The organism is Pantoea sp. Ap-967, from assembly GCF_011752565.1.
Taxonomy (GTDB): Bacteria; Pseudomonadota; Gammaproteobacteria; order Pseudomonadales; family Pseudomonadaceae; genus Aquipseudomonas.
In genome coordinates, this window is the sequence record NZ_VWXK01000026.1 from 1 (window position 1) to 22,353 (window position 22,353).

The 22,353-nt window shown below is 64.3% G+C and carries 20 protein-coding genes; 10 read left to right on the forward strand and 10 right to left on the reverse strand.

Features of this window, described 5'->3' with window-relative positions; all coding sequences use genetic code 11:
* Positions 1 to 220 precede the first annotated feature (220 nt).
* Positions 221 to 1,000, forward strand: a complete 780-nt coding sequence (locus tag F3J45_RS22465) for a TSUP family transporter (RefSeq protein WP_167068094.1) — start codon at positions 221 to 223, stop codon at positions 998 to 1,000.
* Positions 1,001 to 1,036: 36 nt separating this feature from the next.
* On the opposite strand, the gene F3J45_RS22470 is transcribed toward F3J45_RS22465, so the two are convergent.
* From F3J45_RS22470 to F3J45_RS22480, 3 genes are all read right to left on the reverse strand, one after another.
* The gene (locus tag F3J45_RS22470; protein ID WP_167068097.1) at positions 1,037 to 1,891 is read right to left on the reverse strand and encodes an RHS repeat-associated core domain-containing protein; all 855 of its coding nucleotides are present in this window, start codon (positions 1,889 to 1,891) and stop codon (positions 1,037 to 1,039) included.
* 169 nt (positions 1,892 to 2,060) lie between these two features.
* Positions 2,061 to 2,891 (reverse strand): NAD(+) diphosphatase, encoded by an 831-nt coding sequence (nudC, locus tag F3J45_RS22475; protein ID WP_167068100.1) that lies wholly within the window; start codon positions 2,889 to 2,891, stop codon positions 2,061 to 2,063.
* Positions 2,892 to 2,927: 36 nt separating this feature from the next.
* On the reverse strand, positions 2,928 to 3,740 hold the full coding sequence (locus F3J45_RS22480) for a crotonase/enoyl-CoA hydratase family protein (protein WP_167068103.1): 813 nt from the start codon (positions 3,738 to 3,740) through the stop codon (positions 2,928 to 2,930).
* Between the two features lie 161 nt (positions 3,741 to 3,901).
* Between F3J45_RS22480 and F3J45_RS22485 the strand changes: the two genes are divergently transcribed.
* From F3J45_RS22485 to F3J45_RS22495, 3 genes are all read left to right on the forward strand, one after another.
* Positions 3,902 to 4,531, forward strand: a complete 630-nt coding sequence (locus F3J45_RS22485; RefSeq protein ID WP_167068106.1) for a dihydrofolate reductase family protein — start codon at positions 3,902 to 3,904, stop codon at positions 4,529 to 4,531.
* A 112-nt stretch (positions 4,532 to 4,643) separates the two neighbouring features.
* Entirely contained in the window at positions 4,644 to 5,207 is a 564-nt protein-coding gene (locus F3J45_RS22490; RefSeq protein ID WP_167068109.1) for a lipocalin family protein, read from the forward strand.
* A 60-nt stretch (positions 5,208 to 5,267) separates the two neighbouring features.
* Positions 5,268 to 6,230, forward strand: coding sequence for a ribonuclease Z (locus tag F3J45_RS22495; RefSeq protein WP_167068112.1), 963 nt, complete (start codon positions 5,268 to 5,270; stop codon positions 6,228 to 6,230).
* 113 nt (positions 6,231 to 6,343) lie between these two features.
* Here F3J45_RS22495 and F3J45_RS22500 read toward each other — a convergent pair whose 3' ends face one another.
* Together F3J45_RS22500 and F3J45_RS22505 are read right to left on the reverse strand one after the other, a co-directional pair.
* A complete protein-coding gene (locus F3J45_RS22500) occupies positions 6,344 to 7,627 on the reverse strand; it encodes a Zn-dependent hydrolase (RefSeq protein ID WP_167068115.1) in 1,284 nt (427 codons plus the stop codon).
* An 11-nt stretch (positions 7,628 to 7,638) separates the two neighbouring features.
* Positions 7,639 to 9,126, reverse strand: a complete 1,488-nt coding sequence (locus tag F3J45_RS22505; RefSeq protein ID WP_167068119.1) for an NCS1 family nucleobase:cation symporter-1 — start codon at positions 9,124 to 9,126, stop codon at positions 7,639 to 7,641.
* A gap of 368 nt (positions 9,127 to 9,494) precedes the next feature.
* Between F3J45_RS22505 and hydA the strand changes: the two genes are divergently transcribed.
* The 3 genes from hydA to preA all read left to right on the forward strand — a co-directional run bounded on the left by hydA (position 9,495) and on the right by preA (position 13,698).
* The gene (gene hydA, locus F3J45_RS22510; RefSeq protein WP_167068122.1) at positions 9,495 to 10,934 is read left to right on the forward strand and encodes a dihydropyrimidinase; all 1,440 of its coding nucleotides are present in this window, start codon (positions 9,495 to 9,497) and stop codon (positions 10,932 to 10,934) included.
* Between the two features lie 121 nt (positions 10,935 to 11,055).
* Positions 11,056 to 12,423, forward strand: a complete 1,368-nt coding sequence (locus tag F3J45_RS22515; RefSeq protein WP_167068125.1) for an NAD(P)-dependent oxidoreductase — start codon at positions 11,056 to 11,058, stop codon at positions 12,421 to 12,423.
* On the forward strand, positions 12,424 to 13,698 hold the full coding sequence (preA, locus tag F3J45_RS22520; protein ID WP_167068128.1) for an NAD-dependent dihydropyrimidine dehydrogenase subunit PreA: 1,275 nt from the start codon (positions 12,424 to 12,426) through the stop codon (positions 13,696 to 13,698).
* 80 nt (positions 13,699 to 13,778) lie between these two features.
* On the opposite strand, the gene F3J45_RS22525 is transcribed toward preA, so the two are convergent.
* The 5 genes from F3J45_RS22525 to gnd form a co-directional block, all read right to left on the reverse strand.
* Positions 13,779 to 14,399, reverse strand: coding sequence for a TetR/AcrR family transcriptional regulator (locus F3J45_RS22525; RefSeq protein WP_167068131.1), 621 nt, complete (start codon positions 14,397 to 14,399; stop codon positions 13,779 to 13,781).
* Positions 14,399 to 14,755, reverse strand: coding sequence for a VOC family protein (locus tag F3J45_RS22530; RefSeq protein ID WP_167068133.1), 357 nt, complete (start codon positions 14,753 to 14,755; stop codon positions 14,399 to 14,401). Before F3J45_RS22530 ends, F3J45_RS22525 begins: the two co-directional genes overlap by 1 nt.
* Positions 14,756 to 14,827: 72 nt before the next feature.
* A complete protein-coding gene (locus F3J45_RS22535; RefSeq protein WP_167068135.1) occupies positions 14,828 to 16,624 on the reverse strand; it encodes a glycoside hydrolase family 15 protein in 1,797 nt (598 codons plus the stop codon).
* 103 nt (positions 16,625 to 16,727) lie between these two features.
* On the reverse strand, positions 16,728 to 18,233 hold the full coding sequence (gene zwf / locus F3J45_RS22540) for a glucose-6-phosphate dehydrogenase (RefSeq protein WP_167068137.1): 1,506 nt from the start codon (positions 18,231 to 18,233) through the stop codon (positions 16,728 to 16,730).
* Entirely contained in the window at positions 18,233 to 19,213 is a 981-nt protein-coding gene (gene gnd / locus F3J45_RS22545; protein WP_167068139.1) for a phosphogluconate dehydrogenase (NAD(+)-dependent, decarboxylating), read from the reverse strand. The genes zwf and gnd overlap by 1 nt, the downstream gene beginning before the upstream one ends.
* A gap of 202 nt (positions 19,214 to 19,415) precedes the next feature.
* On the opposite strand from gnd, the gene F3J45_RS22550 reads away from it, so the two are divergent.
* From F3J45_RS22550 to glgA, 3 genes are all read left to right on the forward strand, one after another.
* Complete coding sequence (locus F3J45_RS22550; RefSeq protein ID WP_167068141.1) at positions 19,416 to 19,583, forward strand: DUF6026 family protein; 168 nt, start codon at positions 19,416 to 19,418, stop codon at positions 19,581 to 19,583.
* Between the two features lie 203 nt (positions 19,584 to 19,786).
* A complete protein-coding gene (locus F3J45_RS22555) occupies positions 19,787 to 20,248 on the forward strand; it encodes an SgcJ/EcaC family oxidoreductase (protein ID WP_167068143.1) in 462 nt (153 codons plus the stop codon).
* Between the two features lie 533 nt (positions 20,249 to 20,781).
* On the forward strand, positions 20,782 to 22,341 hold the full coding sequence (gene glgA / locus F3J45_RS22560) for a glycogen synthase GlgA (RefSeq protein ID WP_167068146.1): 1,560 nt from the start codon (positions 20,782 to 20,784) through the stop codon (positions 22,339 to 22,341).
* Positions 22,342 to 22,353 lie beyond the last annotated feature (12 nt).

Consider the following 22,353-nt stretch of genomic DNA (forward strand, 5'->3'; position numbering starts at 1 on the left):
GGCCAGAAGCGAATAGCTTCCTCGAACAGGCCTGATACATAGATGCAACCGGGTAACCATGTTCAAAAGCAGCTAGACAATGTTGGCGAGTCCATACATAGGAGCGGGCTTGCCCCGCGAAGAGGCCAGCACTGGCAACCGAGCAACCCCAGGATTACCATGTCCACCTTCCAGCGCCGCCCGTTGCCGCGCCCTCCCAGCCCCCTGCCCACCAAACACCATGCCCTTCGAACTCACCGTAGAACCGCTCACCCTGCTGATCCTGGCCCTGGTCGCCTTCGTCGCCGGTTTCATCGATGCCATCGCCGGTGGCGGCGGCTTGCTCACCACCCCGGCGCTGCTCACCGCCGGCATGCCGCCGCACCTGGTACTGGGCACCAACAAGCTCAGCTCCACCTTCGGCTCGGCCACCGCCGGCTTCACCTACTACAGGCGCAAGCTGTTCCACCCCGCGCAATGGCGCCCGGCCCTGTTCGCCACCCTGCTCGGCGCCGCCATCGGTGCGGTCATCGCGCACTACATGCCCGCCGAGTGGCTGAACAAGATGCTGCCAGTGATCGTCTTTGCCTGTGGCATCTACCTGCTGTTCGGCGGCACGCCCAAGGCGCCACTGGATGCCGATGCGCCGATCAAGAAGAAATGGCAGTTCCCCCAAGGCTTCACCCTGGGCTTCTATGACGGCGTGGCCGGCCCCGGCACCGGCGCGTTCTGGACCGTCAGCACGCTGCTGCTCTACCCCATCGACCTGGTCCGCGCCAGCGGCGTGGCACGCAGCATGAACTTCGTCAGCAACATCGCAGCGCTGACGGTGTTCATCATTTCCGGGCAGGTGGACTACATCGTCGGCCTGTGCATGGGCCTGTCGGTGATGGTCGGCGCCTTCTTCGGCGCACGCACGGCGATCAGCGGCGGCAGCAAGTTCATTCGCCCGGTGTTCATCACCGTGGTACTGGCACTGACCGTGCGCTTAGCGTGGCAGCACTGGTTCGGGCAGGTTTGAGGCTAGTGACGAGTCCTCCAGCACCCTGCAAATCTATTAAGTTCGACGAATGCGACTCGTATTCTTGGGAACATACGTGTCGGCTACAGCATGTTTGCGCTGAAGGGGATTTGTAGAAGACTCGAAAACCCCCAACGATCGGTGATCAGATGGGTGGATATTTATAAAATCCTGGTCAGGCGCGTGGATTTTTGTCTTGTAGGCAAAAACCGGCCTGCCCAAAGTATCGGCAACTGCTTGAGCTGCCCCACTTGATCCTGCTTCGCAAGCGATCAGATACAGGGGTTTATGGGGATCGTCACGATAGGCCGGCATGCCTCTTAGCCTAGGTGCGATTTCATCCCGGGCGACCGTCTTGGCAGAGGATGTCTGCCCTCGTTGGTTCATGAGCACCGCACCTTTACTAGCATTGCCATGGGTGACAAACCCAGCATGCCCACTTTGGAATACCTCTTTGTGAAAAACAGTGGGCGCTGAGGTGTCATTGCCGGGATAAAGGACTTGATAGGTATCATCAAATTTTATGGTCTTGCGCAAGAACGAAAATAATAACGGCGCGCGACCAGACGAGTCACGATAATTGATGGGGTCGCCACTACAATAGGCATAGGCATTTATTCCGCCGACACCGAACGGACTCAGACGGTCAGGTGATATAAATCTCATCAAGGGGCAGTAATAGCCCCGGTGACCGTTCCCTAATAGATACAGTGCGTACAATGGATTCCGATGTTGCGCAATGTAATTTAACAACGTCTTGTCTGCGCAGCCATCATTGAAACCATAGGCAGTGTACTCACAGAACTCGGGTAAAGGGTTCGCACTGTAATTCAGCACTGAACCCTGATGATCGACACCGAGCAGCCTTATGATGTTCGCGCTGTTGTTCATAAGTACCCCGCTATCATCAGCTGAAGGCACAGTAGCGTTCGAGCGCGCCCATCATCAACTGTCAAAAATAACAGTTCCGTGCATCAGCAGGCTTAGATTCGACGTGCGCGCTACTCGGGGCCGATGCGAAGTAGCCACTGGGGTCATACCCACCGATTGGCAGTTTCGCCTAGTGTGGCAACACGGGTTCGGGCAGGCCTAAGCGCCTGGCGACGTACAGGTCGATCAAATGCCGGGCAATGGAGCGCCCGGCCGGCAGCGGCGGCAGGTCGTGGACGCTGAACCACTTGGCGTCCTCGATCTCGTCCGGCTGCATGACGATCTCGCCGCCGGCATACTCGGCGTGGAAGCCCAGCATCATCGAGTGTGGGAACGGCCAGCACTGGCTGCCGACGTACTGGATGTTGCGCACCTCTACCGCCACTTCCTCGCGCACTTCGCGCACCAGGCAGTCCTCCGCCGACTCGCCCGGCTCGGCGAACCCGGCCAGGGTGCTGTACACGCCCGTGACGAAGCGTGGCGAACGGGCCAGCAGAATCTCGTCGCCACGGGTCACCAGCACGATCATGCTTGGGGAAATGCGCGGATAGCTGCGCAGCTCGCAGGGCTGGCAGTACATCGCCCGCTCCCAGCGGATTTGCGTCATCGCCTGGCCGCAGCTGCCGCAGAAACGGTGCTCGCGGGCCCAGGTGCCGACCTGGGCGGCGTAGCCCAGTACTTTGTAGGTATCGAAATCGCCTTCAAGCATGAAGGCGCGCAGGCCGCGCCAGCTGCAGCCGGGCACCTCGGCGCTGCTGCGCAGCTCCAGCAGGAACACCGGCTCGCCGTCGAAGTGGCCGATGCCATGCTCGCACAGCACGTCCAGGCCCTGGCGCTTGAGCCAGTCCCGGGGGAACAGCGCACCGTTGGCGTCCACCAGGAACCCTTCCGGGCCGCGGGCCACGGCCAGCCCCCCGGTGATCTGTGGGTCGAGTACTGCGGTAGTCCAGCGAGCTGACATGTCGGGGGTTCCTTTACTGCGCGTCCCCCGGCCAGGTCAGTCGGCGAACGTCGGTTTCTGTTTGCTCATGTGCGCCGCCACGGCCACGCGCAGGTCTTCTGACTGCAGCATCGCGGCGTTCCAGGTGGCGATGTATTCCAGGCCATCGTCGATGCGATGGTCACGCATGTAGCTGAGCATTTCCTTGGTGCCGGCCACGGCGATCGGCGATTTTGCGGCAATCTCGCGGGCAATGGCAAAAACCCCGTCGAGCAGCGCGGCCTGATCATCATAGACGCGGTTCACCAGGCCGATACGCAGGGCCTCGTCGGCGTCCACGTTGCGCCCGGTGAAGGCCAGCTCTCGCATCATGCCGTCCCCGATGATACGTGGCAAACGTTGCAGGGTGCCGACATCGGCGGCCATGCCCATGTCGATTTCCTTGATCGAAAACTGCGCGTCGCGGCTGCTGTAGCGCATGTCGCAGGCCGAAACCAGGTCGATGGCGCCGCCGATGCAATACCCCTGGATCGCCGCCAGTACCGGCTTGCGGCAGTTGTCCACGGCATTGAAGGAGGCCTGCAGGCGCAGGATGGTACGGCGCAGCAGGCGCGCATTGCGCCCCACGTCCTTGCCCATCTGCCCAGCCAGCCCGGCCAGCATCATCAGGTCGATCCCGGAGGAGAAGTGCTTGCCGGCGCCGCTGATCACTACCGCACGCACCGCATCGGTGTCGTCGATCCATTGGAAGATATCGACGATCTCGTCCCAGAAGGCCGCGTTCATGGCGTTGATCTTTTCCGGGCGGTTGATCTGCACATGGGCGATGCTATCGGTCAGTTCGACCTTGAACGCGCTGTACTCGGTCACGGGCGGCACTCCTGCAGGGGTTGAGGTTCACTGCGCGGATGGTAACCCAGCAGCGTGACCGCGCTTGTGCCAAAAACGGGACTGCACGCCCTGTCGAAAATGCCACGCGCCATTCGACCAGTGATGAGTCCTCGACACTGCCCTGTAACAGGAGAAGCCCCATGCGCAAACTTATCGTAGCCGCCTTCACCAGCCTCGACGGGGTCATGCAAGCCCCCGGCGGGCCCCAGGAAGACACCAGCGGCGGCTTTACCTTTGGTGGTTGGATGGTGCCTTACGCCGAAGAGGTGTTTGGCCAGGCCATGCAGGCATTGTTCAGCCAGCCCTTCGAACTGCTGCTGGGCCGGCGTACGTACGACATCTTCGCCGGCTACTGGCCGAGGGTTAAGGACGACACCGAGGAGTTTTCCATCGCCAACCTGTTCAACAGCGTGCCCAAGCATGTGGCAACCCACCACCCTGCCAGCCTCGGGTGGCGCAACAGCCATGGCCTGGGGGCGGATGTCGTGGCGGCGGTGCGGGCGCTCAAGCAACAGCAAGGCGCCGACCTGCTGACCCAGGGCAGCGCCAACCTGGTTCAGCAGTTGCTGGCGGCGGGGCTGGTGGATGAGTTGCAGTTGCTGATGAACCCGGTGCTGCTGGGGCGTGGCAAACGCTTGTTCGCCGATGACGCTGCGCCTGGCGCGTTCACGTTGCAGCATTCGCAGGTTACGCCCAAGGGCGTGATCATTGCCCGATTCGTGCGAACCGGGGATGTGCAAACCGGGTCGTTCGATTTGCCGCCTTCGTAGGGGCGCAGCTCGCGATGCGCCGCGCAAGCGGCGCTCGATCCCAATACAACTTTCCCCTCCCCCAAGCATCAAATCCTGTGTAAGCCCCACATCCGCCCACAGGAGACTCCCCATGGCGATGCGCAAGGCCCTGACGCTTTCCTGCATGACCCTGGCCCTGCTGGGCTGCGCCGGCTCCAGCGACGAGCACCGCGCGCCGCCCAGCACCCAGCAAGTCGACCTGCAACGCTACCAGGGCACCTGGTACGAACTGGCGCGCCTGCCGATGTTCTTCCAGCGTAACTGCGTACAGTCCGAAGCCCACTACGGACTGCGCGAAGACGGCCGCATCGATGTGACCAACCGCTGCCGGGAAAAGGACGGCGAATGGAACGAAGCCCGCGGCATCGCCGAACCCCAGGTGGCCGGCAAGACCGACAAGCTCTGGGTACGCTTCGACAACTGGTTCAGCCGCCTGGCCCCAGGCCTGACCAAGGGCGACTACTGGGTGCTGTACCACGACAAGGACTACCGCGTGGCGCTGGTCGGGCACCCCAACCGCGAATACCTGTGGCTGCTGTCGCGCACCCCGGCGATCACCGACCAAACCCGCGAACAACTGCTGGCCATTGCCCACAAGCAGGGTTACGACACGCAGAAACTGATCTGGCGCCAGGGCGACAACACCCAGCCGTGACCGTCGACGCCCTGCTGCAATCCGGCTAAGGTGTCGCTCCCTCACGCATGGAGCGAAACAGTGGACCTGCAGTTTCTGGGCACCTCTTCCGGGGTGCCCACCAAAGCCCGTAACGTCAGCGCCACGGCGGTGATCGAAGCCAGTGGCCGCCACTGGTACCTGGTGGATTGCGGCGAAGGCACCCAGCACCAATTGCTGCGCACCTCGCTGTCGGTGCGCGACCTGCGCGGCATCTTCATCACCCACGTGCATGGCGACCATTGCTTCGGCCTGCCCGGCCTGCTGGCCAGCGCCGGCATGAGCGGGCGCACCGAGCCACTCGACCTGATTCTGCCCGCCGCCCTGCATGACTGGGTACGCCTGAGCCTGGAGTCCAGCGCCAGCTACCTGCCGTTCGAACTGCGCCTGCTCAGCGTCGAAGGCCTGCAGCACTGGCATAGCGAGCAGGTTCAGGTCAGCACCGTGCAGCTGTCGCATCGGGTGCCGAGCGTTGGCTTCGTGTTCAGCGAACTCAACCCCGAGCCGCGCCTGGACATTGCCCGGCTGGAGGCAGAAGGTATTCCGCGCGGGCCACTGTGGGGTGAGCTGGCCAAGGGCATCTCGGTCGAGCATGCCGGCCGGGCCCTCGACGCCCGGGTTTACCTGAAGGCTTCGCGCCCGCCGCGGCGGGTGATCGTCTGCGGCGACAACGACAACCCAGCGCTGCTGGCTGAGGTTGCTCAGGGCGCGGATGTGCTGGTGCATGAAGCGACCTTCACCCAGCCGATCGTCGAGCGCAGCGGCAATGCGTTTGGCCACAGCACCGCGGCGGCAGTGGCGCAGTTTGCGCAAACGGCAGGGGTGCGCAACCTGGTGCTGACGCATTTCAGTGCGCGTTACCAGGGCGATTCACGGCGCAGCCCGAGCATTGATGACGTGCGCGAGGAGGCTCAAGCCCATTACAGCGGGCACCTGACCTTGGCGCAGGACCTGCAGCGGTATCATGTTGGGCGTGATGGGGTTTTGGAGTGTGTTTCGGGCTGAGCGCGTGAGGCGCCGCTTGGCGGCGCATCGCGAGCTTCGCTCGCTCCTACATGGGCAAATCCGTCCCGGTAGGAGCGAGCGCAGCTCGCGATGCGCTGCGCCAGCAGTGCCTGCTACGCCGCCAACCGTCCGCTGGCGATCGCCTCCGAAGCCGCCAGCATGGCCCGCAGCAACACCGCACAGCCCGCCGCCAGGTCCTCGGGCGTGGCGTTCTCGATTTCGTTATGGCTGATGCCATTCTCGCACGGCACGAAGATCATCCCCGCCGGCCCAAGCTCGGCAAGGAAGATCGCGTCATGCCCTGCCCCACTGACGATGTCCATATGCGGCAAACCCAACGCCCGCGCCGACTCGCGCACCGCATCGACGCAGCCACGGTCGAAGTACAACGCCGGGAAATCCGCCGTCGGCACCAGCTCATGGCTGAGCCCATGCTTGGCGCAGGTCGCTTCGATTACCTCACGCACCTGGGCAATCATCGCATCCAACCGCTCACCTTCAAGGTGACGGAAATCCAGGGTCATGCGCACTTCACCCGGAATCACGTTACGTGAGCCGGGGTAAGCCTGCAGGCAACCGACCGTGCCGCAGGCATGGGGCTGATGGCCCAAGGCCGCGCGGTTGACCGCCTCCACCACCGCGGCAGCACCCACCAAGGCGTCCTTGCGCAGGTGCATCGGGGTTGGGCCGGCGTGGGCTTCAACCCCGCGCAGGGTCAGGTCGAACCACTTCTGGCCCAGCGCGCCAAGCACCACGCCGATGGTCTTGGCCTGGTCTTCAAGAATCGGCCCTTGCTCGATATGGGCCTCGAAATAGGCACCTACCGGGTGGCCGAGCACCGCCCGCGATCCCGCGTAACCAATGGCATTCAACGCCTCGCCCACCGTGGTGCCCTGGGCATCGCGCTTGGCCAACGTCTCTTGCAGGGTGAACTTGCCGGCAAACACCCCCGACCCCATCATGCACGGGGCGAAGCGCGAGCCTTCCTCGTTGGTCCACACCACCACCTCAAGCGGCGCCTCGGTTTCGATGCCCAGGTCATTCAGGGTGCGCAGCACCTCCAGCCCGGCCATCACGCCAAAGCAGCCATCGAACTTGCCACCGGTGGGCTGGGTATCGATATGGCTGCCGGTCATCACCGGCGGCAGCTTGGGGTTGCGCCCCGGGCGGCGGGCGAAGATGTTGCCCACCGCATCGACGCTGACGCTGCAGCCTGCCGCCTCGCTCCACTGCACGAACAGGTCGCGGGCCTGGCGGTCGAGGTCGGTCAGGGCCAGGCGGCACACGCCGCCCTTGGCCGTGGCGCCCAGGCGCGCCAGGTCCATCAGCGACTGCCACAGGCGTTCACTGTCGACGTGGCGGTCACTCGATTGCAGCACATGCTTGGCTTGGCTCATGGTGTTTCTCCTCAGGCATTTCTCGTTGTGTGTACCGGCCCACGCACCGCCACGGCGCCCAGCGCGTAGTACAGCGCCCCGCCCAACAGCGACCCGGTGAACCAGCCGTAGTCGTAGAACCAACTGAAGCTGCTGTTGCCGATGGCCAGCACGGTCAGCGCCACCGGCACGCCGAAGGCGGCAAAACCCGCCCAGTTCCAGGCCGGGTACACGTCGTCGCGGTACAACCCGGCCAGGTCCAGCTGTTGCCGGCGAATCAGGAAATAGTCCACCACCATGATCCCGGCAATCGGCCCGAGCAGGCTGGAGTACCCCAGCAGCCAGTTGGAATACACGCTCTCAAGGCTCAGGTCGGAAACGATCCAGCCAAGCTTCTTGAGCAGTTCGTGGCCCATCAGCGCCAGGCCAATGAACCCGGTCAGCCACACCGCGCGGCTGCGGCCAATCAGGCGCGGGGCGATGTTCTGGAAGTCGTTGGTGGGCGAGACGATATTGGCAGCGGTGTTGGTCGACAGCGTGGCGACCACGATCAACGCCATGGCCAGGGCTACCCAGCCGGGGCTGTGGATCTTGCCAATCAGGCTGACCGGGTCCGACACCGTTTCCCCCACCAACGAGGCCGAGGCTGCAGTCATCACCACGCCTAGGGCGGCGAACAGGAACATGGTCAGCGGCAGGCCGAAGATCTGCCCGAGTATCTGGTCCTTCTGGCTTTTGGCGTAACGGCTGAAGTCGGGAATGTTCAGCGACAAGGTGGCCCAGAAACCGACCATGGCCGTAAGCCCTGCGCAGAAATAGCCGACCACGCTGGCGCCTTCCGGGCGCTTGGGCGGCTGTGCCAGCAGTTCGGCCATCGACATGTGCGGCAAGGCCCAGAACAGCAGGCCGAAGCCGACCGCCACCAGCAGCGGCGCCGACAGCGTTTCCAACCACTTGATCGACTCGGCGCCGCGCAGCACCACCCACAGGTTCAGTGCCCAGAACACCATGAAGCCGATCACCTCGCCGGTACCACCCAGGGCCTTCCAGCCGTCGAAGATCGAGCCGAGAAACAGGTGGATCGCCAGCCCGCCGAACATCGTCTGGATGCCGAACCAGCCGCACGCCACCACGGCACGGATCAAGCACGGCACGTTGGAGCCGAAAATGCCGAACGACGAGCGCAGCAGCACCGGGAACGGAATGCCGTACTTGGTGCCGGGGAAGGCGTTGAGGGTCAGGGGAATCAGGACGATCAGGTTGGCCAGCAGGATCGCCAGCAAGGCCTCGCCCACGCTCAGGCCGAAATACGCCGTGAGCACGCCGCCAAGGGTGTAGGTGGGCACGCAGATGGACATGCCCACCCACAACGCCGTGATGTGCCACTTGTTCCAGGTTCGCTGGTGCACCTGGGTGGGTGCGATGTCGTGGTTGTAGCGCGGGCTGTCGAGCACGTCACTGCCCGCGGCCAGCTCGAACAGGCCATCCTGCTCGATCACCTGCGATCTGCTCTGTTGCATGGGGCCTTCTCCAGATTTCTTTTAGTTGTTCGCTCATCGGGCTAATGCGATGGCCGGAGTACACACACGGTGGGCATTGGAAACGCTTAGGTCGCGTAGAAAATCTTGCTCAAATTCTGTTCCTGTCAAGGTAGGCAAGATGATGAAAAACCCAAGCCGAGTCGCTTAACCGCCACTAATTTCTTGTTTTTCATTGGGTTAATGACCACAAAATTTATCTGGCTTATTTTCTTGCCGAAAACCCCATCCGCAACTAGCCTCGATTCTTGTTAGGTCTGACAGGATTAAGGAGCACGCCACCTGTGAGCCCTGCGATTAGAACAACTCCAAGAACCGGCACAGACCGGTCAGCCTGCGAGGAAGACGGCATGTCCCTGTTGATCCGTGGCGCCACCGTGGTTACCCATGAAGAGAGCTACCCCGCCGATGTCCTGTGCGTCGATGGCCAGATCCGCGCCATTGGCAACGACCTCGACCCCCCTACCGATTGCGAAATCCTCGACGGCAGCGGCCGCTACCTGATGCCCGGCGGCATCGACCCGCACACCCACATGCAACTGCCCTTCATGGGCACCGTGGCCAGCGAAGACTTCTTCAGCGGTACCGCCGCGGGGCTGGCGGGCGGCACCACCTCGATCATCGACTTCGTCATTCCCAACCCCCAGCAATCGCTGCTGGAGGCCTTCCACACCTGGCGCGGCTGGGCACAGAAAAGCGCCAGCGACTACGGCTTTCACGTCGCCATCACCTGGTGGAGCGAGCAGGTGGCCGAGGAGATGGGCCAGTTGGTGAGCCAGCATGGGGTCAACAGCTTCAAGCACTTCATGGCCTACAAGAACGCCATCATGGCCGCCGACGACACCCTGGTGGCGAGCTTCGAGCGCTGCCTGCAACTGGGCGCGGTGCCCACCGTGCATGCCGAGAACGGCGAGCTGGTGTACCACCTGCAGCAAAAGCTGCTGGCCCAGGGCCTGACCGGGCCGGAAGCGCACCCGCTGTCGCGCCCCTCGCAGGTGGAAGGCGAAGCGGCCAGCCGCGCCATCCGCATTGCCGAAACCCTCGGCACGCCGCTGTACCTGGTACACATTTCCAGCCGCGAAGCGCTGGATGAAATCACCTACGCCCGGGCCAAGGGCCAGCCGGTATACGGCGAAGTGCTGCCTGGCCACCTGCTGCTCGACGACAGTGTCTACCGCCACCCAGACTGGGCCACCGCCGCTGGCTACGTGATGAGCCCACCGTTCCGCCCGCGTGAACACCAGGAAGCCCTGTGGCGCGGCCTGCAGTCGGGCAACCTGCACACCACGGCCACCGACCACTGCTGCTTCTGCGCCGAGCAGAAGGCCATGGGCCGCAACGACTTCAGCCGTATCCCCAACGGCACCGCTGGCATCGAGGACCGCATGGCGGTGCTGTGGGACGCCGGGGTCAACAGCGGGCGCCTGTCGATGCACGAGTTCGTCGCGCTGACCTCCACCAACACCGCGAAGATCTTCAACCTGTTCCCGCGCAAGGGCGCCATCCGTGTTGGCGCCGATGCCGACCTGGTGCTGTGGGACCCACACGGCACGCGCACCATTTCCGCCCAGACCCACCATCAGCGGGTGGATTTCAACATCTTCGAAGGCCGCACCGTGCGCGGCATCCCCAGCCACACCATCAGCCAGGGCAAGGTGCTCTGGGCCGATGGCGACTTGCGCGCCGAGCCTGGCGCCGGTCGTTACGTGGAACGCCCGGCCTACCCCTCGGTGTACGAGGTGCTGGGCCGCCGCGCCGAGCAACAGCGCCCGACGCCTGTGCAGCGCTGAGGCCTTGGGGCCGCGTTGCGGCCCATCGCAGGCAAGCCAGCTCCTACACGAGATCGCGGTTTCTTGTAGGGGCGGCTTTGCGCCCTCAGTTCAAGCCCCATAAAAAAGAGAGGCTACCACCGTGATCGATGCCCTGAACCACTTGCCGCGCCCACGTGCCGGCAGCGACACCCTGGTCGAGCGCTTCACCGACCTGGCCCCACCCCTCACCGCCCGCCAGGCCGCCGTGGAAAGCGCCCGCTGCCTGTACTGCTATGACGCCCCCTGTGTGAACGCCTGCCCCAGCGAAATCGACATCCCGTCGTTCATCCACCGCATCAGTGACGAGAACCTGCAAGGCGCCGCCGAGCGCATCCTGGCGGCCAACATTCTCGGCGGCAGCTGTGCCCGGGTGTGCCCCACGGAAATCCTCTGCCAGCAGGCTTGCGTGCGCAACAACGCCCAGGAGTGCGCGCCGGTGCTGATCGGCCAGCTGCAGCGCTACGCCCTGGACAACGCAGGCTTCACCGAGCACCCGTTCCAGCGCTCGCCGGCCACCGGCAAGCGTATCGCCGTGGTCGGCGCCGGGCCTGCCGGGTTGTCCTGCGCCCACCGCCTGGCCTTGCACGGCCACGACGTGGTGGTGTTCGAAGCCTGCGACAAGGCCGGTGGCCTCAACGAATACGGCATTGCCCGCTACAAGTTGGTGGACGACTACGCCCAGCGCGAGGTGCAGTTCCTGCTGGGCATCGGCGGCATCGAAATTCGCCATGGCCAGCGTCTGGGCAGCAACCTCAGCCTGGCTAGCCTGCGCGAGGAATACGACGCCGTGTTCCTCGGCCTGGGCCTGAACGCCGTGCGCCAGCTTGGCCTGCCCGATGAAGAAGCCCCCGGCCTGCTCGCCGCCACCGCCTACATCCGCGAACTGCGCCAGGCCGATGACCTGGCACAGCTGCCCCTGGCTGACCGTTGCCTGGTGATCGGGGCCGGCAACACCGCCATCGACATGGCCGTGCAGATGAGCCGCCTGGGCGCGCGCGACGTCAACCTGGTGTACCGCCGCGGCCACGCCGACATGGGCGCCACCGGCCATGAGCAGGACATCGCCAAGGCCAACCAGGTACGCCTGCACACTTGGGCGCGCCCCGACGCCGTGCTGCTCGACGACCAAGGCCAGGTACGCGGCATGCGCTTCATGCGCACCGCGTTGGCCGACGGCCACCTGCGCGACACCGGCGAGCGCTTCGAGCTGGCTGCCGACGCCATCTTCAAGGCCATCGGCCAGGCCTTCGACGCCTCCGCGCTGGCAGACCCCACTGCCCAGCAACTGGCACGCGACGGCGAACGCATTCGCGTCGACGCGCAGCTGCGCACCAGCCTGCCGGGTGTCTACGCCGGTGGCGACTGCACCACCCTGGGCCAGGACCTCACCGTCCAGGCCGTGCAACACGGCAAGCTGGCCGCCGAAGCCATCCATGCCCAACTCATGCTCAACGTGGAGGCAGCGTAAATGGCCGACTTGTCCATCGAATTCGCCGGCATCAAGGCGCCCAACCCATTCTGGCTGGCCTCCGCACCGCCCACCGACAAAGCCTACAACGTGGTCCGCGCGTTCGAGGCCGGCTGGGGTGGGGTGGTCTGGAAAACCTTGGGCGAGGACCCGGCGGCCGTCAACGTGTCGTCGCGCTACTCCGCGCACTACGGCCCCAACCGCCAGGTGCAGGGCATCAACAACATCGAGCTGATTACCGACCGCTCGCTGGAAATCAACCTGCGGGAAATCACCCAGGTGAAGAAGGACTGGCCCGACCGCGCCTTGATCGTGTCGCTGATGGTGCCGTGCATCGAGGCGTCCTGGAAGTTCATCCTGCCGCTGGTGGAAGCCACCGGTGCCGACGGCATCGAGCTTAACTTCGGTTGCCCCCATGGCATGCCCGAACGCGGCATGGGTGCGGCGGTCGGCCAGGTGCCGGAGTACGTGGAGATGGTCACCCGCTGGTGCAAGCAGCACTGTTCATTGCCGGTGATCGTCAAGCTGACGCCGAACATAACCGACATCCGCCAATCGGCCCGGGCGGCCCACCGGGGCGGCGCCGATGCGGTGTCGTTGATCAACACCATCAACTCGATCACCAGCGTCGACCTCGACCGCATGGTCGCCCACCCCATCGTTGGCGAGCAGAGCACCCACGGTGGCTACTGCGGCTCGGCGGTGAAGCCGATTGCCCTGAACATGGTGGCGGAAATCGCCCGCGACCCGCAAACCCATGGCTTGCCGATCTGCGGCATTGGCGGCATCGGCAACTGGCGCGACGCTGCCGAATTCATTGCCCTGGGCTGTGGCGCAGTGCAGGTATGCACCGCCGCCATGCTGCATGGTTTCCGCATTGTCGAAGACATGCAGGATGGCCTGGTGCGCTGGATGGACCAGCATGGGCACCGCAACCTGGAGGCGTTTCGCGCCCAGGCGGTGGGGCATACCACCGACTGGAAGTACCTGGACATCAACTACAAGTCGGTGGCGCAGATCGACCAGGGTGCCTGCATTGGTTGCGGGCGCTGCCACATTGCCTGCGAGGACACCTCGCACCAGGCCATCGCCAGTACGCTCAAGGCCGATGGAACCCATGCCTACAGCGTGATCGAAGCAGAATGCGTGGGCTGCAACCTGTGCCAGATCACTTGCCCGGTGGAGAGCTGCATCGAGATGGTGGCGCAGGAGACGGGCAAGCCTTACTTGAACTGGACGCAGGATCCGCGCAATCCCTACCGTGAGGCGGGCTGATTGAGGGCCCTATCGCGACCTGCGGTCGCTCCTACAGGGGACCGTAGGTCGCGATAGGGGCTGCACGGCAGCCCCGCCGTTCAAGGCTCCAAGCCGATCCCGCGCAAAATCACACTGGTCACCGTCTGCACCGCCCGCTCGAAGGCGCCGTCCGACAGCGGCTCGCCCTCGTTGAGCAACGTCACCTGGTAACCGAAATCGGCGTAGTGCTGGGTCGATGCCCAGATCATGTACAGCAAGGCCGACGGTTCCACCGGCAGAATCCGCCCCTGCGCCACCCAACGGCGGATCTTGTCTTCCTTGAGCCTGGCCCAGGGCACCAGGCTCTCCCCCAGGCTTTCACCCAGCACCGGTGCACCGTGCAGCATTTCCTCGGCCCAGATCTTCGAGCCCAGCGGCCGCGAACGTGAGTGGCCCATCTTGGCGCGGATGTAGCTGGTCAGCACCACCCGCGGGTCGTCGAAATTCTCGAAGCACAGCGCGTCCTGTTTCCACACCTCCAGCAAGTCCTGCAACACGGCGCGGAACAACTCATCCTTGGTGCTGAAGTAGTAATGCAAATTGGAACGCGGCAGTTCGGCCAGCTCGGCAATATCGCCCATGGACGTGGCGCCGTAGCCTTTGTCGGCAAACAGCCGTTCGGCCGCCACCAGGATTTTTTCGATGTTGCGCCGGCGAATTTCGATCTTGTGGTTGGCCATCAGGCTTGCGCCGTCCACACCGCCAGTTCATAGCCGTCCGGGTCGATGAAATGAAAGCGCCGCCCACCCGGAAAGGCGAACGTCGCCCGGCTGATGCGCGCCCCAGCCGCTTCGATACGCTGCTGCGTGGCGTCCAGGTCATCGGCGTACAGGATCACCAACGGCCCACCTGGCCGCACCGGCTCGCCGGTGGTGAAACCACCCGTGAGGCGGCCATCGCTGAACTCGGTATAAGCCGGCCCGTAGTCGGTGAATCGCCAGCCAAACACCTGGCCATAGAAGGCCTTGCAGCGCGCAATGTCGCTGACATTGAACTCGATGTTGTCGATCTGCCTGTCGTGGCCACGAACGCTCATGCGTACTCCTTGCCGAGTGGGGGTGCCTTAGTCTACTCCGACAACACCGAATGAAGTGCAGCCTCCGCTGGCTTAGCCAGTGCGTGCCCGGTCCCGCGCCGGGCACTGCGCCCGGTGCAGGTTGAGGGCGGTGTTGATGATGCCGATATGGCTGAAGGCCTGGGGGAAGTTGCCGAGCATGCGCTGCCCGGCAGGGTCGTACTGCTCGGCCAGCAGGCCGAGGTCATTGCACAGCCCGGTGAGCTTTTCATACAGCGCCTGGGCCTCGGCCTCGCGGCCAAGCAGCACGTACACGTCGGCCAGCCAGAACGAGCACACCAGGAACGTGCCCTCGCCCGCCGTCAGCCCGTCGCTGCAGCTGTCGCTGTCGTAGCGCAGCAGCAGGCCGTTCTTCAGCAAGCGCTGTTCGATCTGCACCAAGGTGCGTTGAAAGCGCGGGTCGGTGGCGGGCAAGAAGCCGGTCAGGGCGATCTGCAGCAGGCTGGCATCGAGCTCGGCCGAGCCATAGGCCTGGACGAAGTGCTCGCCGCGCGCATCCAGCCCCTGGGCGCACACCTCCTGGTGAATCTGGTCGGCCACCTGGCGGTAATGCCGGCCACGTTCACGGCCTTCCTCGGTGGTGTCGGCCAGCCCCGCCGCGCGGTCGAATGCCACCCAGGCCATGACCTTGGAATGCACGAAATGCTGGCGACCACCGCGCACTTCCCACAGGCCTTCGTCCGGATCACGCCAGATGCGCTCCAGGTACGGCAGAATCAACCGGGAAATCGCCGCACTGCGCGGGTGGCGCGGCAAACCGCCCTTGATCGCCTGGGTCATGGCATCGGCCAGCTCGCCGTAGATGTCCAGTTGCACTTGCTCCGACGCCGCATTGCCCACCCGCACCGGTTGCGACTGCTCGTAGCCGGCCAGCCACGGCAAGGTGTACTCCTGCAGGTCGCGCTCGCCGGCCAGGCCGTACATGATCTGCATCTGTTCAGGGTTGCCGGCCACCGAACGCAGCAGCCATTCGCGCCAGGCCTGGGCTTCGTCGAAGTAGCCCAGGTTCATGAACGCCAGCAAGGTCATGGTGGCATCCCGCAGCCAGCAGAAGCGGTAATCCCAGTTGCGTTCATGGCCGATGCGCTCGGGCAGCGAGGTGGTCACCGCAGCGACGATGCCGCCGGTGGGGGCGTAGGTCATGGCCTTGAGGGTCAGCAGCGAGCGCCGCACCAAGTGGGTGTAGGGCCCCACCAGCGGGCAGCGGTCGGCGAAAGCCTGCCAGTGCGCCTGGGTGTGCTGCAGGGCCTGGTCGATATCGCAGTCTGGTTGCACTGGCAGGTGCGAGGGTTGGTGGCGCAGGCTGAACACCTCGCGCTCGCCGGTGCCCACGCGAAAGCGCGCCACGGTGTGGTGGTCGCGGGCATGGGTGGTGACCGTGCTGCCGAGAACCAGCCGGTCGGGGCCGGCGACGGCGGTCAGGGTAAGCGGGTCGAGCTTTTCCACCCAAGGTACGCTGCGCCCGTAATCGAAGCGCATCACCAGGTCCATTTCGAAATGGATTTCGCCTGCAAGGCCTTCGACGATGCGCACCACCGAGTTCACTTCGCCCAGCGGCATGAAGTCCAGCACCCGGGCACGGCCACTGCGGGTGACCCAGGTGGTTTCCAGCACCAGGGTGTCTGCCAGGTATTGGCGGCTGCAGTGCTCCACGGGGTCGCTGGGGGCCAGGCGCCAGCGGCCGTTTTCTTCATTGCCCAGCAATGCGGCGAACACCGCCGGGGCATCGAAGCGTGGCAGGCACAGCCAGTCGAGGGAGCCGTCGCGGCTGACCAGGGCGGCGCTGCGGCAGTTGCCGAGCAGGGCGTAGTCTTCGATATGGGCGGGCATTGCACCTCCTTTATGGGGTTGCTTGTGCCGGCCTCTTCGCGGGGCAAGCCCGCTCCTACAGGGGGTTACCCGCGAAAGGGCCGGAAAGGCCAACAGAAAACGATCATCCCAACGTATGCCACTCGCGCTTGTCGCGGGTCAGCAATTCATTGCCAGCGTCCGGCCCATCCTGCCCGGCCGGGTATTCATGCACCTCCCCGCCCTGGGCCCAGGCATCGAGAAACGGCTGCACCGCACGCCAGCCATTCTCGATGTTGTCGGCCCGCTGGAACAGGGTTTGGTCACCGGTCAGGCAGTCATAGATCAGCGTCTCGTAGCCGGTGGCCGGGGTCATCTTGAAGAAGTCCTTGTAGGCAAAGCCCAGTTCGACATTCTCCATCACCAGCTCCGGCCCCGGCCGCTTGGCCTGCAGGTCGAACCACATGCCCTCGTTGGGCTGGATCTGAATCTTCAGGTAGTTGGGCTTGGGCCGCTCCAGCTCCGACTCGCGGAACTGCGCATAGGGCGCGGGCTTGAAGCAGATGGCGATTTCCGTGTCGCGCACGCTCATGCGCTTGCCGGTGCGCAGGTAGAACGGCACCCCGGCCCAGCGCCAGTTATCGATCATCACCTTCAGCGCCACGTAGGTTTCGGTTTGGCTATCGGGGGCAACATTGGCCTCCTGGCGGTAGCCGGGCAACGCCTTGCGCCCTTGCTTGCCCGCTGCGTACTGGCCACGCACCGAGTTCTTCAGCGCCATCTTTGCCGACCACGGGCGGATGGCGCCGATCACCTTGGCCTTTTCCCCGCGCACGGCATCGGCGCCAAAGGCCGCCGGTGGCTCCATGGCAACCATGGCCAGCAGCTGGAACAGGTGGTTGGGCACCATGTCACGCAGCGCACCGGTGTTGTCGTAGAACGCGCCGCGGGTTTCCACGCCGACGGTTTCGGCTGCGGTGATCTGCACATGGTCGATGTAGTGGTTGTTCCAGAACGACTCGAACAGGCCGTTGGAAAACCGGCTGACCAAGATGTTCTGCACCGTCTCCTTGCCCAGGTAATGGTCGATGCGGTAGATCTGCCGCTCGCTCATCACCTTCAGCAAACAGGCGTTCAGCGCTTCGGCGCTGGCCAGGTCGGTGCCGAAAGGTTTTTCCACCACCACCCGGCGAAAACCGCCGCCCGACTCATCGAGCAGGCCCGCTTCGCCCAGGCGCTGGGCCACCTCCGGGAAGAAGCGCGGCGAGGTGGCCAGGTAGAAGATGGCATTGCCATGGCTGGTCTTGTCGATGCGCTTGGCCAGCGCTGCGTAGGTGGCCGGGTCGAGGAAATCTCCGGTCTGGTAGTCCAGGCGCTTGGCCAGGCGGGCCCAGAGTTTTTCGTCCAGGCACTTGGCGGCGCCCTCGCCGCCCTTGTCGCGCTCAAGCATGAACGCATGCAGGCGCTCGGCAAATGCCTCGGCTGTGGCTGCGTTGTGGTCGACGCCAACGATGCGCAGGTTGCGGTCCAGCAGGCCATCACGGCTGAGGTTGTAAAGCGCCGGCATCAGCAGGCGCTTGACCAGGTCACCGTTGGCGCCGAACAGGAACAACGTGCAGGGCGGGGCAGCAGGAATGGTCTGTTTGCTCATCAGTCTTTTTTCTCGACGTGGCCACCGAAGCCCAGGCGCATGGCGGAAAGAATCTTGTCGCCGTAGGTGCCCTGCTGCTGGCGCGAACGGAAGCGGGCGAACAAGGCGCTGGACAACACCGGCACCGGCACCGCCTGCTCGACGGCGGCGTCGATGGTCCAGCGGCCCTCGCCGCTGTCGGACACCGAGCCACTGAACTGCGCGAGCTGTGGGTCGGCCACCAGGGCATCGGCGGTGAGGTCGAGCAGCCACGAGGTCACCACGCTACCACGGCGCCATACTTCGGCGATCTCGGCCACGTCCAGGTCGAAGCGCTGGTCTTCCGGCAACTCGCTGCCGCCCTTGCTGCGCAGCAGGTCGAAGCCTTCGGCATAGGCCTGCATCAGGCCGTACTCGATACCGTTGTGGACCATTTTCACGTAGTGCCCGGCGCCGGGCGGGCCGGCATGGATGTAGCCATGCTCGGCGCGCTGGTGTTCACCGCTGCGGCCATGGGTGCGTGGAATATCGCCGACACCTGGCGCCAGCGCCTTGAACAAGGGCTCCAGGCGCTCGAACACGTCCTTTTCACCCCCGATCATCATGCAGTAGCCGCGCTCCAGGCCCCACACGCCACCGGAGGTGCCGACGTCCAGGTAATGCAACCCGCGCGTGCCCAGTTCGGCGGCGCGGCGCATGTCATCTTTATAGAAGGTGTTGCCGCCGTCGATGATCGCATCGCCCGGCTCCAGCAGGTCGGCCAGCTGGGCGATGGTTTGCTCGGTCGGCTCGCCGGCCGGCAGCATCACCCACACCGCGCGCGGTGCCTTGAGTTTCTGCACCAGCGCGCCGAGGTCGTGGGCACCCTGCGCGCCCTCGCCCTCAAGGCCCGCGATGGCATCACGGTTACGGTCGTGCACCACGGTGCGATGGCCGGCGCGCATCAGGCGCCTTGCGATGTTGCCGCCCATGCGGCCCAGCCCGACGATTCCCAGTTGCATGAGCCGTTGCTCCCCTTGCGAAATGAATGACGACACGTTCAGCGTTTCAGATTAGTCCAGCGCGCCGCCCGAGGGTTCAGCGACGAACGGCCAGACAACGTTAAACAAAAAAGTTCCCAAGCACGGCAAAAGAATTCAGAATGCGCGCCGCGTGAAGCGACCACGCTTTAACTGTCACCAGCCAAAACCGCGAGGTGTACTCATGGGTACCTTGATGCCTTCCACCCCCACCCAGACCCTCTATGTGTCCCTGCGCCGCGACGAGCTGCGCAAACTGAAGGACGAACGTGACCAGCTGCGCCAGCAGGTCGCGCATTTGCACCAGCTGCTGGAACAGGCACGCCACGACGGCAAGGCCGTCACGCGCTGATTCACCCGCCCCGCCGTGGGAGCGCCCTGCTCCCACCTGGCCATGGGTAACCTGGCCAGTACCAAGCCTTCCCCTCGTCCTACGTGCATCAGCGATCAATCGCGGCAACTGAGCTGCCAGCGCCGATAACCTGCGCGGCTGCCAAACGCCACAGTGTGCGCCCGCAGCCCGCCCGGGGTTGCCATATACGAGGATTCAAGCCAATGCCGCGTTTGCCTTTCATGCTGCCTCTCATGCTGGCCAGCTGCTTCAGCCTGCCCGCGGTTGCAGCAAGCGCTGCGACATGCGACACCCCTAGCGATGCGCAGGTACTGGCCCTGTTTGGCGAGTGGAACAACCGTTTGCAAGTGGGTGATGCGGCCAAGGTGGCCGAATTGTATCAGGATGGCGCCCTGCTGCTGCCGACGCTGTCCGCCACGCCCAGGCTCACCCGCGAGGCGCATATCGACTATTTCAAGGGCTTCCTGCGCGACCGGCCCGCCGGGGCGCTGGATGAAACCCAGGTATTCAGCGGCTGCGACCAAGCCACGCTGGCGGGGTTGTATACCTTCACGTTCGCCGCCACGGGCAAACAGGTGCCAGCGCGCTTCACGTTCAACTATCGCAAGGTTGGGGGTGAATGGCTGATTACCCACCATCATTCGTCGCTGCAGCCGTCGAGCTGATTCACACCCATTTCGCCTCCCCCGGTGGGCGCGCCTCTGGCCAGTTATTCCTGCGCCAAAGGCGCGCGAGTCTAGGGCTACCTAATGCACCAAACAGGTGCGCAAGTTCCACAGAAGAGCACGCCCACACCCCCTTCCAACAGCGCATTCACATGCGGTCACACACGCCAACGTTTGCGTCTATTCCGCGTCATAACGAAAGTGACCAGTGGGTCACCTTTTTATCTCCAGCTCTCCTACACTCAGGATTCGGCCCGCCATTTGCTCAGGGAAAGTGCGACGTAAAAAAGTCGAACTTTTGGAAATGGCGGCGGGTCAGCAACTGAGTAGGCCAAACGCAAAAGGACTTCCTTCGCACGGCCCGCCTACCCCTATCAGTCCAATCGCCTTCGGCCGGAATGCTGATCGCGTTGTGCCCGTGCGCACGACTTCGGGGCATGGATAGCGTTACGCAACGACAGAACCAGAGAGAACCAGCACGCCACATTGCAACGGGTGCCAGCACCCGGCCACACATAGGGACGGAGAGAAGTATGATCAGTGCCGCTGTCGAACCTCACGTAGATTCATTCAACCCGGAAAACCGCGAGCCGCTTACCCCGGCGCTCGCCACGACAGCCAAGGCACCCGGCGCCCAGCGCCAGCACAACCCCAACAAACGCAAAATCCTGTTCGTGACCTCGGAAATCGCCGACCTGGTGAAAACCGGCGGCCTGGGCGACGTGTCCGCTGCCCTGCCCCGGGCCCTGGCGCACCTGCACGATGTGCGCGTGCTGATTCCCGGCTACCGCCAGGTAATGGAAAGCGACAACCCCATCCATGTAGTGGGCGAACTCGGTGGCCACGCCGCCCTGCCGCCCTGCCGCATCGGCCGCATGGACATGGCCGACGGCCTGGTGATCTACGTGCTGATCTGCCCCGAACTGTACGAGCGCGACGGCACGCCCTATGGTGCCAACAACGGCCGCGACTGGCCCGACAACCACATCCGCTTCGCCCGCCTGGGCCTGGCCGCTGCCGAGATCGCTGCCGGCGAGGGGCGCATTCACTGGCAGCCCGAGGTGGTCCACGCCCATGACTGGCCAGCCGGCCTGGCCCCGGCCTACATGCACTGGCGTGGGCTCAATACCCCTACCCTGTTCACCATCCACAACCTGGCCTACCAGGGCGTGTACAGCCGCGCCTGCAGCCCTGAGCTGGCAATTCCCGACCATGCCATGCAGCAGGAAGGCATGGAGTTCTACGGCAAGCTGTCGTTCCTCAAGGCCGGCCTTGCCTACTCCAGCCACATCACCACGGTCAGCGCCACCTACGCCCGGGAAATCACCACCCCGGAATTTGGCTGCGGCCTCGATGGTTTTCTGTCCAGCAAGGCCCAGCAAGGCCTGCTGGGCGGCATTCCCAACGGCATCGACGAAAGCTGGGACTCGGCCACCGACCAGCACCTGGAGCACAACTTCAGCATCAATGACTGGGACGGCAAGGCCCGCAACGCCGAGGCCGTGCGCCGCCTGTTCGGCCTTGAACCATCCACCGGGCCGTTGTTCGCCGTGGTGTCGCGGCTGGTGTACCAGAAAGGCCTGGACCTGACCCTGGGCGTGGCCGACTACATCGTCGAGCAAGGCGGGCAGATTGCAATTATCGGCCGCGGCGAACCGGAGGAAGAACAGGCCATGCGCGAGCTGGCCGTGCGTCACCCCGGGCGTATCGGCGTGCGCATCGGCTTCAACGAAACCGACGCCCGGCGCATGTTCGCCGGCAGCGACTTCCTGCTGATGCCTTCGCGCTACGAGCCCTGCGGCCTGAGCCAGATGTACGCCCAGCGCTTCGGGTCGCTGCCGGTGGCGCGCAACACCGGGGGCCTGGCCGACACCATCGAAAATGGCGTGACCGGTTTCCTGTTCAATGAGTCGAGCGTGGACAGCTACCGCGAGGCCCTGAACCGCGCCTTCTATATCTACGCCAAGAAGGACCTGTTCAACGCCATGCGCTGCCTGTCCATGACCCAGCCGTTCAACTGGTGCCAGGCGGTAGAACCCTATGCCCGCCTCTACGAGGACCTGGTCAAGCAGGCGCAACTGAGCCACTACTGAGCGAGGGCCGAA

Bases quoted from the DNA above. Each gene is read 5' to 3' on its own strand.
- F3J45_RS22465 (WP_167068094.1), top strand. From the start codon at position 221: ATGCCCTTCGAACTCACCGTAGAACCGCTCACCCTGCTGATCCTGGCC.
- F3J45_RS22470 (WP_167068097.1), bottom strand. From the start codon at position 1,891: ATGAACAACAGCGCGAACATCATAAGGCTGCTCGGTGTCGATCATCAG.
- nudC (WP_167068100.1), bottom strand. From the start codon at position 2,891: ATGTCAGCTCGCTGGACTACCGCAGTACTCGACCCACAGATCACCGGG.
- F3J45_RS22485 (WP_167068106.1), top strand. From the start codon at position 3,902: ATGCGCAAACTTATCGTAGCCGCCTTCACCAGCCTCGACGGGGTCATG.
- F3J45_RS22490 (WP_167068109.1), top strand. From the start codon at position 4,644: ATGGCGATGCGCAAGGCCCTGACGCTTTCCTGCATGACCCTGGCCCTG.
- F3J45_RS22500 (WP_167068115.1), bottom strand. From the start codon at position 7,627: ATGAGCCAAGCCAAGCATGTGCTGCAATCGAGTGACCGCCACGTCGAC.
- F3J45_RS22505 (WP_167068119.1), bottom strand. From the start codon at position 9,126: ATGCAACAGAGCAGATCGCAGGTGATCGAGCAGGATGGCCTGTTCGAG.
- hydA (WP_167068122.1), top strand. From the start codon at position 9,495: ATGTCCCTGTTGATCCGTGGCGCCACCGTGGTTACCCATGAAGAGAGC.
- preA (WP_167068128.1), top strand. From the start codon at position 12,424: ATGGCCGACTTGTCCATCGAATTCGCCGGCATCAAGGCGCCCAACCCA.
- F3J45_RS22525 (WP_167068131.1), bottom strand. From the start codon at position 14,399: ATGGCCAACCACAAGATCGAAATTCGCCGGCGCAACATCGAAAAAATC.
- F3J45_RS22530 (WP_167068133.1), bottom strand. From the start codon at position 14,755: ATGAGCGTTCGTGGCCACGACAGGCAGATCGACAACATCGAGTTCAAT.
- F3J45_RS22535 (WP_167068135.1), bottom strand. From the start codon at position 16,624: ATGCCCGCCCATATCGAAGACTACGCCCTGCTCGGCAACTGCCGCAGC.
- zwf (WP_167068137.1), bottom strand. From the start codon at position 18,233: ATGAGCAAACAGACCATTCCTGCTGCCCCGCCCTGCACGTTGTTCCTG.
- gnd (WP_167068139.1), bottom strand. From the start codon at position 19,213: ATGCAACTGGGAATCGTCGGGCTGGGCCGCATGGGCGGCAACATCGCA.
- F3J45_RS22550 (WP_167068141.1), top strand. From the start codon at position 19,416: ATGGGTACCTTGATGCCTTCCACCCCCACCCAGACCCTCTATGTGTCC.
- F3J45_RS22555 (WP_167068143.1), top strand. From the start codon at position 19,787: ATGCCGCGTTTGCCTTTCATGCTGCCTCTCATGCTGGCCAGCTGCTTC.
- glgA (WP_167068146.1), top strand. From the start codon at position 20,782: ATGATCAGTGCCGCTGTCGAACCTCACGTAGATTCATTCAACCCGGAA.